This window comes from Thermogemmatispora carboxidivorans (assembly GCF_000702505.1).
GTDB classification, from domain to species: domain Bacteria; phylum Chloroflexota; class Ktedonobacteria; order Ktedonobacterales; family Ktedonobacteraceae; genus Thermogemmatispora; species Thermogemmatispora carboxidivorans.
The window spans coordinates 2,212,678-2,227,075 of sequence record NZ_JNIM01000001.1 but is presented as its reverse complement, the minus strand read 5'-3'; the positions used below and the strand labels follow the sequence as shown (position 1 = coordinate 2,227,075).

Here is a 14,398-nt window from a genome sequence, read left to right as displayed (position 1 = left end):
CCATGAGCCTGGGCAAGGATCTTCAGCACGTTGCTACTCTAGAGCCGGAAACGATCCCGTCAACGTTTCCAAAAAAGTTTCCACGCAGGGATTCGCGGCTGGCCCGCCTGAGAGAGGGCCTTCGGCTCGTCTGGCGGGTCTTGACGAGCAATCGCAAGGTGGCGATTGGCAGCAGCATTGTCGCCTTCTTCTTGTTGGTGGCCATTTTTGGGCCACTGTTGGCCCCTTATGATCCCACCGCGACCTCCAGGCTCTCGGAAACGCCGCCCTCGGCAGCCCACTGGCTGGGCACGACGGCCACGGGTCAGGACATCTTCTCGCAGCTGCTCTACGGCACGCGCAGCAGTGTCTTCTGGGGTTTCCTGACCGGCCTGCTGGTGACACTGGTCTCGGTCGTGGTCGGCCTGGTGAGCGGCTACTTCGGCGGGATCATCGATGAGCTTCTCTCACTGGCGACCAACGTCTTCCTGGTGATCCCTGCGCTCCCGCTGGCCATTGTGGCGGTCGGCTACTTCCCCAAGGGGCCGCTGACGATCGCCCTGGTGATTATCCTCACCAACTGGTCGTTCAATGCCCGCCTGTTGCGGGCTCAGACGCTCTCGATGCGCAGCCGGGAGTTTGTCACTGCGGCGCGGGCCAGCGGTGAAAGTGTGTGGCGCATCATTTTCTTCGAGATTTTCCCCAACGAGATCGGCATTGTAGCGGCGGCTTTTGTGAGCACAGTGATTTTTGTGCTGTTGGCCTGGACGGCACTGGAATTCCTGGGTCTGGGTGATATCAATACCGTAAGCTGGGGAAGTATGCTCTATTGGGCTCAGCAGTCCGATTCGATCTTCTCCGGCCTCTGGTGGTGGTTCGCTCCCCCAGGCTGCTGCATCGCCTTGCTTGGTGCCGCCCTGGCGCTGATCAACTTCGGTATCGATGAGATCGCCGATCCGCGTCTGCGCAGCGAGGTCAGCGAGCATGTGCCGAAGGAACTCAAAGAGAAGGCGGTAACGTAATGCCTATGACGGACAACCAGTCTCTCCATACCCCGAACAATCAGAGCAGCGGCAATGGTGTCCTGCTGGAAGTCCGCAATCTGAGCGTTGACTACTACGCGGTCAACGGCATCGTGCACGCGGTCAAAGAGGTGAGCTTCGAGCTGCGGCGGGGCGAGATTCTGGGGTTGGCGGGCGAGAGTGGCTGCGGCAAGTCGACGCTCGCTTACGCGATCTCGCGTCTTCTGCGCCCTCCAGCTTATATCACCGGCGGCCAGGTGCTCTATCATCCGCGCAAGGGCGAGAAGCTCGAAAAAGCCTCTCAAATTGTAGCGGTGAGCGATCTGGGGGCCGATCATCAGTCGGGTCAGCATGCTGCTGCTTCTCTGGAGACGATCGATGTGCTGCGGCTCTCTCCTGCTCAGCTGCGGGCCTTTCGCTGGAATGAGATGGCGATCGTCTTCCAGAGCGCTATGAATGCCCTCAATCCGGTGATGACGATTGGCACTCAGATTATGGATGTGCTGAAAACGCATTGCCCTGAAATGAGTGCTGCACAGCGCAGGGAACGCGCTGCTGAGTTGCTAAGGATCGTCGGTATCGCTCCCGATCGTCTCCGCAGCTATCCTCATGAGCTGAGTGGCGGTATGCGCCAGCGCGCAGTGATCGCCATTGCCCTGGCGCTGACACCAGAGCTGATCATTATGGATGAGCCAACGACGGCACTCGATGTGGTGGTCCAGCGCGAAATCCTCGATCTGGTCAGCTCGCTCTGCCGCGAGTTCTCAACGGCGCTGATCTTTATTACTCATGATTTGTCACTGCTGCTGGAGCTGGCCGATACGATTGCGGTAATGTACGCCGGCAGGATGGTGGAGAAGGCGAGCAGTCGGCAGTTCTACGCTCACCCCTGTCATCCGTATAGCTACGGCCTGCTGAATTCTTTCCCCAAGTTGCACGGCCCTATTCGCCGCATGGCCGGAATTCCTGGCTCTCCTCCCGATCTACGCGCTGTCCCCGCTGGGTGCGCCTTCCATCCTCGCTGCCCCTTTGCCTGGCAGCCTTGCCAGCAGCTTGAGCCCCAGTTGCAGCCCTCGACGGCTGAGACGCCAGATCAACTGGTGGCCTGCCATCTCTACGATGTCCATCAACGTCCAGAAGGACCGCCGAGCAGCGCCGAGTTCGCGGCACGCTACGAGGCTCTAGCTGAAGGGAGTGCAATCGCATGAGCGTTTTCGAGCAGCTGACAGTGCAAGAGACTCCTGAGAAGGTTCTGGCACCAGTGCTGGAGGCGGAGCATTTACGTAAGGATTTTCCGCTGCGCTCGATCCGCCTCTTCGGTCCCCCACGCGCTGTCCATGCCGTGGACGATGCTTCGCTGGCCCTCTACCCCGGACGCGCAACGGCAGTGGTGGGGGAGAGTGGCAGCGGCAAGACGACCGTAGCTCGTATGCTGGCCCGTCTCTACGATCCAACGTCGGGGGTGATCCGCTTCCACGGCCAGCCTGTCGATCTGAAGGCTCGTGGCCAGGCTCTGCGGGCTTATCGCCGCCATGTGCAGTTGATCTTTCAGGACCCCTTCGCTTCTTTGAACCCGATCCACAGTGTTCGCTACCATCTTAGTCGTCCTTTGCGAGTGCATGGCCACGCCCATAATCGTCAGGAGGAGACGGAGCAGATTCTGGCGCTGCTGCGCCGCGTGAGCCTGACGCCCGCTGAGCAGTTTATTGAAAAATATCCTTACCAGCTTAGCGGTGGTCAGCGTCAGCGTATCGCCATCGCTCGCGCCCTGGCCGTGCGCCCGGAGGTTCTGCTGGCCGACGAGCCGGTCTCGATGCTCGATGTCTCGATCCGTCTCGATATTCTGAATCTGCTGCTACGCCTCAAGGATGAGGAACGACTCGCGCTGCTCTATATTACCCACGATATTGCCAGCGCTCGCTACTTCGCCGAGGAGACGCTGGTGATGTATGCCGGGCAGATGGTGGAGGGCGGCCCCAGCGAGGAGGTGACGCAGCGTCCGAAGCATCCGTACACTCAGTTGCTGCTGTCAGCGGCTCCCGATCCCGATCGTATGATGGCTGGTCAGCAGGTGCAGCTGCCGGCCCGCGGCGAGATCCCCAGCCTGATTAATCCTCCCAGCGGTTGCCGCTTCCATCCGCGCTGCCCTCATGCGATGGAGGTCTGCCGCCAGCGCTTCCCACGCCGCACCCAACTGGGCAACGGCCATTGGACACACTGTTTTCTCTATGGCGATGGCGAGGGCGAGCCGGTGGCCAGTGCACCAGTGAACGCCACTAGCAGCGATGGAGCGACGACTCCGACGGCCCTGAATGGCACTGGCCCCGGCTCCCCTCCGCTGACGACTCCTCCGAGTAATCCCAGTTCTCAGTCGTAGAGGCTGGTGGTAATGGGAATCTGACTGCCTTTAAGGCCCGCAAGCGCGACGACTCGCTCCGTGAGTCGTCGCGCTTGTTCAATGACTTCGCTTTCGTTAAGGGTGAGAAGGCGGCGATTCTCCATGACCAGGGTGCCGTTGATGATGCTGTGCTTGACGCTGCTCCCAGTGGCGGCGTAGACCAGGGTCTGCACGGGATCGTTGCAAGGTACCCATTCGACCTGGTTGAGATCGAAGAGGATGAGGTCAGCCCGCTTGCCAACTTCGACGGAGCCGATTTCATCCTCCCAGAGCAGGGCACGCGCGCCTTCGATGGTGGCCATACGAATGGCTTGCCGGGCTGGGATCATGGCGGCATCCATGCGCGCGTCTTTGAAGAGGCCCGCCGCCAGGTAGAGCTGGCGTGTCATGTCAAGGGCACCAGCAGCGGAAACGCCGTCGCAGCCAAGGGCAACGGTGACACCGGCTGCCAGCATTTCGGGATATTTGCCGATGCGCGTGGCCCCTTTGGCAATCTTGAGTGAGGTGCCGGGACAGAAGGCAACTTTGGTTCCCCGCTGAGCCAGCAGGTCAATCTCGTGATCTTTGATGGCCACAACATGGGCCAGGACGAGATTCGGCCCCAAGGCGCCAATGCGCTCCAGGCGCTCGACTGGCCAGAGTCCATATTTCTGCTCGCTGACACGCGCCTCTTCGATGGAGGAGGCAATATGATAGGTGGTGCCGACGCCAAGCCGCTCGGCTAGCTGGCGGGCGCCACGGTGCAGCTCGGGACTGCATGGCTCTTTGCCTTCGATGTTGACCCAGCAACGGATGCGTCCATCGGCATAGCCGTGCCAGCGCTTGACACAGGCTTCGAGGGCGGCCAGGGCTTCGTCAGCGTCGCGGAAGAAGTGATGGGCGACCATTTCAGGAGTCCAGTAGGGCGGGATGACCTCCGGTTTGACGTCGGCAGCGTGGCGGCCCGTGATGCCGCGCATGCCAGCCTGAGCTGCCGCCTGGACGGTGATGCCAGCATCGTTCTGGGAACCCATGTCCAGGAAGCAGGTGGTGCCCGTTTTGATCATTTCGAGGCAGGCTAAGAGGACACTCCAGTGTTCGGCCTCTTCGTCGACGGCAGCGTAGAAGGGCTTGGCCCAGTTGAAGACCCAGGGCCGCGTGGTGAGGCTATCAGGAAAGAGGCCGCGACTGAGCTGCTCAGAGAGATGGACATGGGCTTCAATGAGACCGGGCATGAGCAGGGTGCGTCGCCCGTCGATGATGCGGTCGAAGTGGCTGCCGCGGTAACGGGCGGCGATGTCGTCGGCCCGGCCCACGGCGGCGATGCGTGTGTCTTCGATGACGACCGAGGCATGTTCCAGGACACTGTCGTGTTGGTCAACGGTCAGAAGATAGTCGACGTTATCGATGAGGATGCGTGTCATCGCTTTCTTCCTCGCTGTTTTCTGGCTCTCTCGTTCGATCAGCTGACGAGACTGCAGGCTGCTACCGTTGGGCCGCCGACTGGTCTGGCCAGCAGCCCTCTCCTCGCTTAGGGATAGGAGCGCAGGACGCGCCCGATGCCTGGCTTGACAAGCAGTTGACCGTCGCGATAGACAAGCTGGCCCCCCTTGATGGTGAGGACCGGCCAGCCTTTGACTGCCATACCGTTGGCCGGCGTCTTGAGCTTGGAGAAGGTGGTTTCGGGACTAACAATACGCTCGGCTTCCATGTCGACGAGGACGAGATCGGCGTCTTTGCCAATGGCGATTGAGCCTTTGCGGTCATCAATGTGGTAGAGACGAGCAGGAGTGAGGGCGGCAACGTGAACCAGTTGCTGCAGGGTGATGCGTCCTTTGTGCACGCCTTCGGAGAGCAGCAGCGGGAGGGCGACTTCAATGCCGGGCATGCCCGCGGTGACGCTCCAGAGGTCATCGGTTTCGTGCTTTTCGCAGGCGATGTGGTCGGTGCCGACCGTGGCAATGGCTCCACGGCGAATGGCTTCCCACAGGCGTTCACCGTTGGCTCGATCGCGCAAGGGGGGATTCATTTTGCCGATGGCGCCAATGCGCGCTCCCGCCTCCTCGGGGAAGACCGTCAGGAATTGGACGAGGGTTTCGAGAACGGGCGGGACTTTGGTCCAGCGGGCGGCAGCGTCGACGCCGTCGGCGGTGCTGAGGTGCAGGACGACGATGCGGCAGCCGGTGAGTTCGCTGAGGTAGGCCATCGTGTGGATGTCGGCAACCTCGCAGAAGGCAGGCCGCCCATCACTCCAGGCTTGCAGATCTTTGCGCCCAGTGGCCTGGATGGCCGGCAGAGTGTAGCGCACGATCTCGACATCTTCGCAGTGAAGAGCTACTAGCCCATTGAAGGGTGCGCACTGCTTCATGGTGAGGTAGGCATCACCGTCGTCTAGGGGTTCGATGTCTAGCTCGGCAATCGCACGCGCACGGTAGTCAAGATGGAGCTTGTAGCAGAGGACGCCAAAACGTTCGTGGTAGAGAGGGATTTCGTCGATGTGCTGCCGATTCTGGATCTGCAGGTGAATAACTACGTCACAGTAGGAGTGCTCGGCGATGCTACGCTCCCAGCGCGGGTAGACCTCTAGATAGGAGGCCTTGGCCCGGTTGTGCGGCATCATGACGGTGGTGCCTCCGGCGATGGCGGCGGCACTGGTCTGTTCGACGTCTTGATCAAAAGGATAGTGCACGCCAAGGTGAATGTGAGGCTCGACTCGCCCAGGGAGTAAATAGTGACCGCGTCCGTCGATGGTCTCTTGGGCCGCTGGCGGGCTGTCGTCGTCACTGAGAGCGCTGATTTTGCCGTCGCGCACAGCGAGCCAGCCGCGGAAGGTGGTGGTGGGCGTGACGATGTGACAATCCTTGATGACGAGGTCCGCTTGTGCCATGATGTTGCTCGCTCCTCTCTTCTTGCTCTCTGTTCTCTTCTAGTCGCCTGACGACGTTGTCGACCTGGCCTTTGGCGAAGCGCTCGGCGTGGATGGACCGCCCGCCACGGTGGCTTAGCTCTTTGGCTCGACTTGAGTGGCAACTTGCCCCAGGACAGACAGCAGCTCGTTTAGGGAGACAACGGCCCCAATGTAGCGCTCCCAGACAGCCAGGGCCATCTCGTGCCAGGCCGGGTCAATCCCCCCAACGCATTCGCGGACAACGACGATGTCGTAGTCGCGCATGTAAGCCTCGCGGACAGTGGTGTCAATACAGGCGTTGGTGGTGGTGCCAGTGATGAGCAACAGCCGCCGCCCAAGGATTCGCAGAAGCACCTCTAGCCGCGTGCCGTAAAAGGCACTGAATTTATGCTTTTCGATGAGATGGCTGCGCTCGTCGATAAGGGGCTGCAGTTCGGCAACGATCTCAGCGTCCCAGGTGCCGGGCTGACAGGCGATCCGGGTCCGCTTCTGAGTGTGCGGGGTGATACGGTGCAGCTCCCGCGTGCGATCTTCGGCAAAGTGATGCTGGATGGTCCAGATGTCGGGGATGCCGCAGGCTTTGCACACCTCTACCAGACGGCGAATGTGGGGGATGATGGCCGCCAGCGGCCCGGTGTCAACCCCGCTGAGACCAAGCGTCCCCTGCGGATGACAGAAGGCGTTTTGGACGTCAATGACGAGTAGGGCAGTTGCGCGAGGGTCGATCTGGAAGTTCATCTCGCTCCCTCTCTTTCCTGGTTGCATGTTGCTGGGCTGCGCCAGACCCACCTGTCCGAGGGTCGGGCCGCTTCCCATGCTGATCCGATCAGTTGGGCTGGCCAGGGCAAGGGCTGGCACAGACCGACCTTGCTCTCCGACAACCCTCTCTGCTTCCTTCTCTCCCAGGGCCGCCCCGACCACGGGAGCGGCGAGAGGCTTGACGGGTTCCGCAAAAAGTGGTATAGTGATTATACCACATTGGCAGCCGAAAAGAGAGCGCCCACCCCTGTCCTCCCCAGTCGAGGACCGGGTTGATCGCTGCCAGAAGTGGTATAATCACTATACCACATCGATGGAAGCCCAGTGCAAGCAAAGGGCGCCAGCGAGAGGATGGCACCATGCAGTACATTGCCATGATTGAAGCGATAGCGGAGGCGCCGCAGTACCAGTTTCTCTGGCGCGAGTTGCCGGTTGAGGAGCGCATCAAAGAGGCGGCGTGTGCGGGTTTCGCCGGTGTTGATTTCTGGGACTGGATTGACAAGGATATTGACCATCTGGCTCGGGTCGCTGCTGATCACGGCATCTTTATCAATTCGGTCTTTGGCTCACGGCGCGGCTCGCTGAGCAATGTTGCTGACCATGCCCGCGTTCTCGACCAGTTTCGTGAATCGCTGGAGACGGCTGGGCGCTGCGGCATCCGGGCCCTCTTTGTCCAGAGCGACGAAGTTGGTCCTGGGGGGCAGGTAGTGCCTCCAGCCCGTCCTCAGAGCGAGGGAGAGCGCTGGCAGGCGCTAGAGGAAGGACTCTGGCGCCTGGTGGAGCTGGTTGATAGCTCGGGACTGGAGGTGACGCTCTTGATTGAGCCGCTCAGCAAGCTGCACGTGCATGGCTATTTGCTGCGCAGCGTCCTCGACGCTGCTCGTCTGGTCCGGCGTCTCAATTCACCCCGGCTGAGGCTGGTCTTTGATCTTTTCCACCAACAGATCAACGAAGGGAATCTGATCAATAACCTGCGAGCGACCATTGATCTGGTCGGCGCGATCCACATCGCCGATGTCCCCGAGCGTGGTGCTCCGGGTACGGGGGAGATCAACATCGCCAGGATCTATCGTGAGATGCTGGCCCTTGGCTATGATGGCCAGGTCGGTTTCGAGTGTGTGCCGGGAGACAGTTCTACTGCGGAGGTATTGGCAGCCATCCGCGCTATTTTCCCCTTCCCCGATCCTGATCCTGACGCTGAGCGGTGCTAGCTGGCACGGTCATCGCGCGCTCTCGCCTGCTGTTGTTGTCCGTGCATTCCGTTCCGTTCGGTTCGTCCTGTCAGAAGTCGCTGGCTCCAGCTCATGGAGCGAAAGGTTGGCTGGCTATGCTGAAAGGTTCTCGGCTTCCCCGGCTTCGGCTCTTCGGGATACCTCTATTTCTCCTCCTCTTGCTTTTGCTCAGCGCCTGTGGCAACCAGGGGTCTTCTTCATCTTCCTCGGGGACCTCTGGGAGCTCGCAGCCAATGCGAGTGGCAATGGTCACCAGCGGTCCGGTGAATGATCACAGCTGGAATGAAGATGCCCTCAAGGGGGTACAGCTGATTAAGGAGCAGCTGGGCTGGACGTTCGCCTATTCGGAGAACGTTTCGCAGGCAGAACAGGCGAACGTGCTCCGTCAGTATGCGCGCCAGGGCTACAATCTGATCTTCGCCCACGGCTTCGAGTATGCCGATTCGGTGAAGGCCGTGGCTCCGGAGTTTCCCAATACGCACTTTGTGATCATCAATGGTAAAGGGTCGCTGGCCAATCTGAGCGGAACGGAGTTCCGCTATGGCGAGCTGGGCTATTTTACTGGCATGGCCGCCGGCCTGGTGACAAAGAACAAGAAGATTGGGATTGTGGCCGCAGTCGATGCGCCCCAGGTGACCGCCGATATCGATACCTTTAAGAAGGGTGTGGCTGCGGTCAATCCGCAGGCTAGCGTGAGCGTGGCCTTTGTTGGCTCTTACGATGACGTGGTCAAGGGTCAGCAGGTGACGCAGGCTCAGCTTGATCGTGGCGTGGATGTGCTCACGATTATGGGCAATGCTTTTGATGGGCCGGCCATCAAGCTGGCCCAGCAAAAGGGTGTGAAGGTGATCGCTGGCTGGTCGACGGATGCCTATTCGCTGGCCCCCAATACGATTGTGACGAGTGGGGTGCAGGAGGTGCCGGGCCTTTATCTGCAGATCGCCAAGCTTTTTAAGGAGAGTCAGCTGAAGGGTAATACGACCTATCAGTTCGGCTTCAAGGAGCAGGTACAGCACTTGGGACAGTGGGGCGACTGGGTGCCCCAGGATGTCCGTAGCCGCGTGGAGGCGGCGGTCCAGCAGTATCTGGCCGGTAAGCTGGATATTGGTTTAGCTGCCTCCGCCTAGGCCGGGCTGTCTGACGTTCTTGCACTTTCGACGCTCCTCCAGTGTGAGCAGCTGAGCGAGAGAACGAGGGAGGCAAGGGCTGCGGTTCCTACAGGCACCAGCTTGCTCCCTTCCTCGCCACTCTCGCTCTTCGGGGGCAATTGGCTATGGCTATGATGCGTGTTGTGACAGGTGCTCGCTTCGGCCTGGGGCGGCTGAGGCGCTGGTGGCTCTCGCTCGTGCTACCGGTGGTGGCCATTGGGCTGGCGCTGCTGCTTGGGGCCGTGGTGATGCTCAGCAGTGGCTTTAGTCCGCTTGATGCTTACTCGGGCCTCTTTCAAGGTGCTTTCGGGACGCTGCCCCAATTCGCTGAGACGCTCAATGAGGCGACGCCGCTACTGTTGATTGGCCTGGGGATCACGGTCGCTTTCCGAGCTGGGGCCTTCAATATCGGAGGCGTCGGTCAGGAATATCTGGGCGCCCTGGCCGCTGTGGTGGTCGGCGGCAAGTTCGCTGGCCTGCCAGGTGGTCTGCATCTGGCGCTGGCAACCCTGGCCGGCTTCGTGGCCGGGGGGCTGTGGGCCGCGCCAGCCGCCTTGCTGAAGGTCCGCTTCGGCATCAATGAGGTCATTACGAGTATCCTGCTCAACTATATCGCGATCTATTTTATCGACTATATGATCTCCGGCCCGATCCATGCTCCGGGTTTTACGGCTGCTCCGACCTCATTCCCGGTCCAGCCGAACGCCACTTTTCCCATTCTGGTGCGAGGCAGTGATCTGAACGCTGGCTTCTTCCTGGCGCTGCTGGCCCTGGTGGTGATCTTTGTGCTGCTGCGCTCTACGACCTGGGGCTATCGCATCCGCCTGGTGGGTCTGAACCGCGAGGCGGCCCGTCACGCTGGGGTGCATGTTGACCGCGTCTACCTGCTCTCCTTCTTCATTAGCGGGGCGCTGGCCGGCCTGGCCGGGGCAATCGAGATCCTGGGCTATCGCTACCAGCTGATCACTGGCTTTGCTCCCAATACGGGCTACGACGCCATCGCTGTCGCGCTGCTTGGTGGTTTGAATCCCGGGGGTGTGGGACTGGCAGCCCTCTTTTTCGGAGCTTTGGCCAACGGTGCTTCGGCTATGGAGGCCATCGCCCAGTTGCCATCACAGCTGGCGGATATCGTGCGGACGCTGGCGATACTGGCAGTGCTGGCCGTTTCGTCGCCGGTGATTCTCGACCTGGTGCGCCGGCGCCAGCATGCTGGCGAGGAGACGGGCGGAGGCGACCTATCATCTGTCAGGGCTGCTGGCCCAGATGGGCAGCCGCCGACGAGTCGTCTTGAGCCTGAGACCTTTGTTGCAGAGTGAGGGAGTGCCTATGCGCAAGCAACCGTCTCGACGGTGGCTCTGGATCGGCCTGGCCATCGTGCTGCTGCTGGCCTGTCTGATGATTCTCAATGTGGTGACGGGCCACCGATCCGCCGCTGGCCAGGGGGCCGGTGGTCTGATTGCGCTCCTCACTTCGCCTGATTTTGTGGTGGCTTCGCTGGTGGCCATGACGCCGCTGTTGTTGGCTGCACTGGGCGGGCTGTTCAACGAGCTGGCGGGAGTGCTGAATCTGGCCCTGGAGGCTATCATGCTCTGTGGGGCCCTGGCGGCTTATATGGGCGCGCTGGCCGGGCATAGTCCCTGGGTCGGTTTGCTGCTGGCGATGGTGGTCGGCATGCTCGTCGCCCTGGTGCATGCCTGGTTTTCGGTGACGCTGCGCGTCGATCAGATCGTGAGTGCGGTCGGCCTTAACCTCTTTGCCCTGGCGGCCACGGCCTATGTGTTTCGCCTGCGCTTCGGCAACGTGTCGCAGTTTCCTTCGGCTCCTGGCTTCGGCTCGCTCTCTTTTCCGCTGCTCAGCTCGCTGCCCTATCTTGGGCCAGCCTTCTTTCAGTTGAATGCTCTGGTTTACCTGGCCCTGGTCCTGGTCCCGGTGACCTGGTTCGTGCTCTACCGCACAACCTGGGGCCTGGCCGTGCGGGCGGTTGGCGAGAAGCCGCTGGCGGCGACCACGGTCGGCGTCGAGGTACAGCGCGTACGCTATCTGGCCTTGCTGGTCTGCGGGGCTTTGGCCGGCGCTGGCGGCGCAGCTCTGGTGAGCGCCAGCGGTGTGAATGCTTTTCAGGAGAATATGACTGCCGGGCGCGGCTATGTGGCCTTTGCGGCGATCGTCTTCGGGCGCTGGCATCCTCTGGGCATTCTGTTGGGGGTGCTGCTCTTCGGCTTTGGCGATGCCTTGCAGATTCGCCTGCAAGCCTACGGTGTCAATGTGCCTTACCAACTGCTGGAGACGCTTCCTTACGTGATCACGCTGTTGGCGCTGATGTTGCTGATGCGCAATGCACGCGGCCCGGCGGCCAGTGGCCAGCCCTATAGCACCGAAGGAGCGCGCACGTTGCTCAAGGGTGCCGCCGCCAGCGAAGAGCAGGCGACAGAGGAGACGACGCCAGCAACAGCGGGAACTGTGCTGGAGCTGCGTCAGATCGTGAAGCGCTTTCCGGGAGTAGTGGCAAACGACCATGTGACGCTGGCCATTCGCCGGGGAGAGATCCATGCTCTGCTTGGTGAGAACGGCGCTGGTAAGACGACGCTGATGAATATTGTCTACGGCCTCTATCGCCCTGATGAGGGCCAGATCCTGGTTGAGGGGAAGCGCGCGCAGATCAGGACACCGCGCGAGGCTATGCAGCTGGGTATTGGCATGGTGCATCAGCATTTCATGCTGATTCCCGCCCTTTCGGTCCTGGAAAACATTGTGCTGGGAACGAGGCCGGAGCGGGCACCCTTGCTTGACCTGCGCCAGGCAGAGCAGCGTATTGCTCAGCTCACTCAGAGTCTCGGGCTGGAAGCCTCACCCTATGAGCGCGTGCAGAATCTGACACTCGGGCAGCAGCAGAAGGTCGAGATCATGAAGGCACTTTATCGGGGGGCACGTCTGCTGATCCTCGATGAGCCGACGGCGGTGCTGACGCCCCAGGAGAGCGAGGAGCTGTTTGTCCTCTTGCGTCGTCTACGTGCTGAGGGAGTGACTATCATCTTTATCAGTCACAAGTTGAAAGAGGTGATGGCCATCAGCGATCGCGTGACGGTGATGCGCCTGGGGCGAGTGGTGCGCACGCTGGAGGTGCAGCAGGCGACGCCCTCCGAGCTGGCGCGGCTGATGGTGGGGAGGGCGGTCGCGCTCAGGGTGGCCAAAGAGGAAGTCGAGGCGGGCGAGGTCCGCCTGCGGATGGAAGAGGTGCAGGCACGCGGGAGCAATGGTCAGGCTGCCTTGCGCGGCATTTCACTGGAGCTGCGCGCTGGAGAGATCCACGGTCTGGCAGGTGTCGATGGCAATGGTCAAAGTGAGCTGCTGGAGGTGCTGATGGGTTTGCGTCGTGTCGAGAGGGGCCGCATTCTTTTCGAGGGACGCGATATTACGCTGCTCGATACGGCGGCACGTCTGGATCTGGCCCTGGCTCATATTCCAGAGGACCGCCATCGGCAGGGTCTGATTCTGGATTTGAGCGTGGCCGAGAATATGGTGCTGGATGTCTTTGACCATCCACCCTATACGCGCTACAGCTGGCGTCGCTTTGGAGCAGTAGTAGCCCGGGCACGGCAGCTGATGGCGGCTTTCGATGTGCGGGCCCCGGGTCCGCTGACTCCCATGCGCCACCTGTCGGGCGGCAATCAGCAGAAGGCGGTGTTGGCCCGTGCCCTGGGCCGTGAGCCACGCTTACTGATCGCCATGCAGCCGACCCGTGGTCTGGATGTAGGGGCGATCGCCTATGTCCATCGGCGTATTGTCGAGGCCCGTGATCGTGGCTGCGCGGTGCTGCTGATCTCCTCTGATCTCGACGAGATTCTGGCTCTGAGTGACCGCATTAGTGTGATCTATGAGGGGCGTATTCTGGAAACGCTGCCAGCAGCAGCGGTCGATTTGACGCATCTGGGCCTGCTGATGGCGGGCACGCGCCCGGAGCAGGTGCCGCAGTTACAGCTCCAACCGCAGCGGCTGGTCAGCGGCGACTGGCCGGTAACCTAGCCTGCATTGGTGGTCGAGGCCAGGGACAGGCCCCTGGTAGGGTCTGGGTCACAGAACTGGCTGGCTGAATAGGCTGCGCATGTCGCGGGATGTACTTGCAAAGGGGGAAAACAATGATGTTGACGTTGGAAGGACACACGGCTTTGGTGACTGGCGCCGGGCGCGGGATGGGTCGCGCAATCGCGCTGCGCCTGGCACGCGAGGGGGCACGGGTAGCAGTGGCTGATATCGATGAGCAGGGTATCGCCGCTGTGGCTGAGGAGATTCGGGCCGCTGGCGGCGAGGCGCTGCCGGTGCAACTGGATGTTAGTCGGGAGGAGAGCGTCAATGAGGGGGTACAGCAGGTCCGCGCGCGGCTGGGTCCGATCACGATCCTCATCAATAACGCTGGGATCTTCCGTGATACTCCTCTCCTGGAGTCTTCCTTGCAGGATTGGTCTCTGAGCCTGGCTGTCAATCTGACCGGTCAGTTGCTCTGCGCTCGGGCAGTGGTACCCGACATGATCGCCCAGCGCTGGGGACGTATTGTCAACCAGGCGTCGATGATGAGCAGGGTGGCTTTTGGGCGCGACTATGCCTATTGCGCTTCGAAGACGGGCGTGCTGGGCCTGACACGCTCATTGGCGGTAGAGCTGGCCGGCTACAACATCTGTGTTAATGCCCTCTGCCCGGGCAATATTATGACCGCTATGCTGGAGGAGGTCGACCGCGCGGTGGCAGTGCGCGAAGGGAAGCAACCGGGCCAGTTTCTGAGTGAACGCCCCCGGGATATCCCTTTGGGACGGTTGGGCAGGCCGGAGGATATCGCCGGCGTAGTGGCCTTTCTGTGTGGGCCTGACGGGAGCTACATCACCGGTCAGGCGATCCATGTCGATGGTGGCCTCTATATGGCCTGACCCCATCTGACACGGGCAGATCTGGCAGGCCAAACCAGGAAGGAGCAGAGAGCG

Annotated in this window: 11 protein-coding genes; 8 read left to right on the top strand and 3 right to left on the bottom strand. The window is 61.2% G+C overall.

Annotation, left to right across the window (positions count from 1 at the left end; all coding sequences use genetic code 11):
* Positions 1–2 precede the first annotated feature (2 nt).
* The 3 genes from N688_RS08700 to N688_RS08690 are packed head-to-tail and all read left to right on the top strand — an operon-like array spanning position 3 to position 3,378.
* Positions 3–1,001, top strand: coding sequence for an ABC transporter permease (locus N688_RS08700; protein ID WP_081838656.1), 999 nt, complete (start codon positions 3–5; stop codon positions 999–1,001).
* Between the two features lie 5 nt (positions 1,002–1,006).
* Positions 1,007–2,209 (top strand): ABC transporter ATP-binding protein, encoded by a 1,203-nt coding sequence (locus tag N688_RS23775; protein ID WP_052891427.1) that lies wholly within the window; start codon positions 1,007–1,009, stop codon positions 2,207–2,209.
* The gene (locus tag N688_RS08690; protein WP_052888912.1) at positions 2,206–3,378 is read left to right on the top strand and encodes an oligopeptide/dipeptide ABC transporter ATP-binding protein; all 1,173 of its coding nucleotides are present in this window, start codon (positions 2,206–2,208) and stop codon (positions 3,376–3,378) included. Before N688_RS23775 ends, N688_RS08690 begins: the two co-directional genes overlap by 4 nt.
* Here the strand turns inward: N688_RS08690 and N688_RS08685 are convergent.
* The 3 genes from N688_RS08685 to N688_RS08675 all read right to left on the bottom strand — a co-directional run bounded on the left by N688_RS08685 (position 3,369) and on the right by N688_RS08675 (position 7,024).
* Positions 3,369–4,802 (bottom strand): amidohydrolase family protein, encoded by a 1,434-nt coding sequence (locus N688_RS08685; protein ID WP_052888911.1) that lies wholly within the window; start codon positions 4,800–4,802, stop codon positions 3,369–3,371. The genes N688_RS08690 and N688_RS08685 overlap by 10 nt on opposite strands.
* A 107-nt stretch (positions 4,803–4,909) precedes the next feature.
* The gene (locus tag N688_RS08680; protein ID WP_052888910.1) at positions 4,910–6,265 is read right to left on the bottom strand and encodes a dihydroorotase; all 1,356 of its coding nucleotides are present in this window, start codon (positions 6,263–6,265) and stop codon (positions 4,910–4,912) included.
* Positions 6,266–6,379: 114 nt separating this feature from the next.
* Positions 6,380–7,024, bottom strand: a complete 645-nt coding sequence (locus N688_RS08675; protein ID WP_162179521.1) for a cysteine hydrolase family protein — start codon at positions 7,022–7,024, stop codon at positions 6,380–6,382.
* Between the two features lie 380 nt (positions 7,025–7,404).
* Here N688_RS08675 and N688_RS08670 point away from each other — a divergent pair, with 380 nt between their 5' ends.
* The 5 genes from N688_RS08670 (at position 7,405) to N688_RS08650 (ending at position 14,344) form a co-directional block, all read left to right on the top strand.
* A complete protein-coding gene (locus N688_RS08670) occupies positions 7,405–8,256 on the top strand; it encodes a TIM barrel protein (RefSeq protein WP_052888908.1) in 852 nt (283 codons plus the stop codon).
* A gap of 254 nt (positions 8,257–8,510) precedes the next feature.
* Positions 8,511–9,404, top strand: coding sequence for a BMP family protein (locus N688_RS08665; RefSeq protein WP_052888907.1), 894 nt, complete (start codon positions 8,511–8,513; stop codon positions 9,402–9,404).
* A 146-nt stretch (positions 9,405–9,550) separates the two neighbouring features.
* Positions 9,551–10,741, top strand: a complete 1,191-nt coding sequence (locus N688_RS08660; protein ID WP_052888906.1) for an ABC transporter permease — start codon at positions 9,551–9,553, stop codon at positions 10,739–10,741.
* A gap of 10 nt (positions 10,742–10,751) precedes the next feature.
* A complete protein-coding gene (locus tag N688_RS22280) occupies positions 10,752–13,448 on the top strand; it encodes an ATP-binding cassette domain-containing protein (protein WP_162179520.1) in 2,697 nt (898 codons plus the stop codon).
* Positions 13,449–13,561: 113 nt separating this feature from the next.
* Complete coding sequence (locus N688_RS08650) at positions 13,562–14,344, top strand: SDR family NAD(P)-dependent oxidoreductase (RefSeq protein WP_162179519.1); 783 nt, start codon at positions 13,562–13,564, stop codon at positions 14,342–14,344.
* Positions 14,345–14,398: the final 54 nt, after the last annotated feature.

What these genes read in the sequence shown, in the direction of transcription:
- N688_RS08700 (WP_081838656.1), top strand. Translation starts at nt 3, where the DNA reads ATGAGCCTGGGCAAGGATCTTCAGCACGTTGCTACTCTAGAGCCGGAA.
- N688_RS23775 (WP_052891427.1), top strand. Translation starts at nt 1,007, where the DNA reads ATGACGGACAACCAGTCTCTCCATACCCCGAACAATCAGAGCAGCGGC.
- N688_RS08690 (WP_052888912.1), top strand. Translation starts at nt 2,206, where the DNA reads ATGAGCGTTTTCGAGCAGCTGACAGTGCAAGAGACTCCTGAGAAGGTT.
- N688_RS08685 (WP_052888911.1), bottom strand. Translation starts at nt 4,802, where the DNA reads ATGACACGCATCCTCATCGATAACGTCGACTATCTTCTGACCGTTGAC.
- N688_RS08680 (WP_052888910.1), bottom strand. Translation starts at nt 6,265, where the DNA reads ATGGCACAAGCGGACCTCGTCATCAAGGATTGTCACATCGTCACGCCC.
- N688_RS08675 (WP_162179521.1), bottom strand. Translation starts at nt 7,024, where the DNA reads ATGAACTTCCAGATCGACCCTCGCGCAACTGCCCTACTCGTCATTGAC.
- N688_RS08670 (WP_052888908.1), top strand. Translation starts at nt 7,405, where the DNA reads ATGCAGTACATTGCCATGATTGAAGCGATAGCGGAGGCGCCGCAGTAC.
- N688_RS08665 (WP_052888907.1), top strand. Translation starts at nt 8,511, where the DNA reads ATGCGAGTGGCAATGGTCACCAGCGGTCCGGTGAATGATCACAGCTGG.
- N688_RS08660 (WP_052888906.1), top strand. Translation starts at nt 9,551, where the DNA reads ATGGCTATGATGCGTGTTGTGACAGGTGCTCGCTTCGGCCTGGGGCGG.
- N688_RS22280 (WP_162179520.1), top strand. Translation starts at nt 10,752, where the DNA reads ATGCGCAAGCAACCGTCTCGACGGTGGCTCTGGATCGGCCTGGCCATC.
- N688_RS08650 (WP_162179519.1), top strand. Translation starts at nt 13,562, where the DNA reads ATGATGTTGACGTTGGAAGGACACACGGCTTTGGTGACTGGCGCCGGG.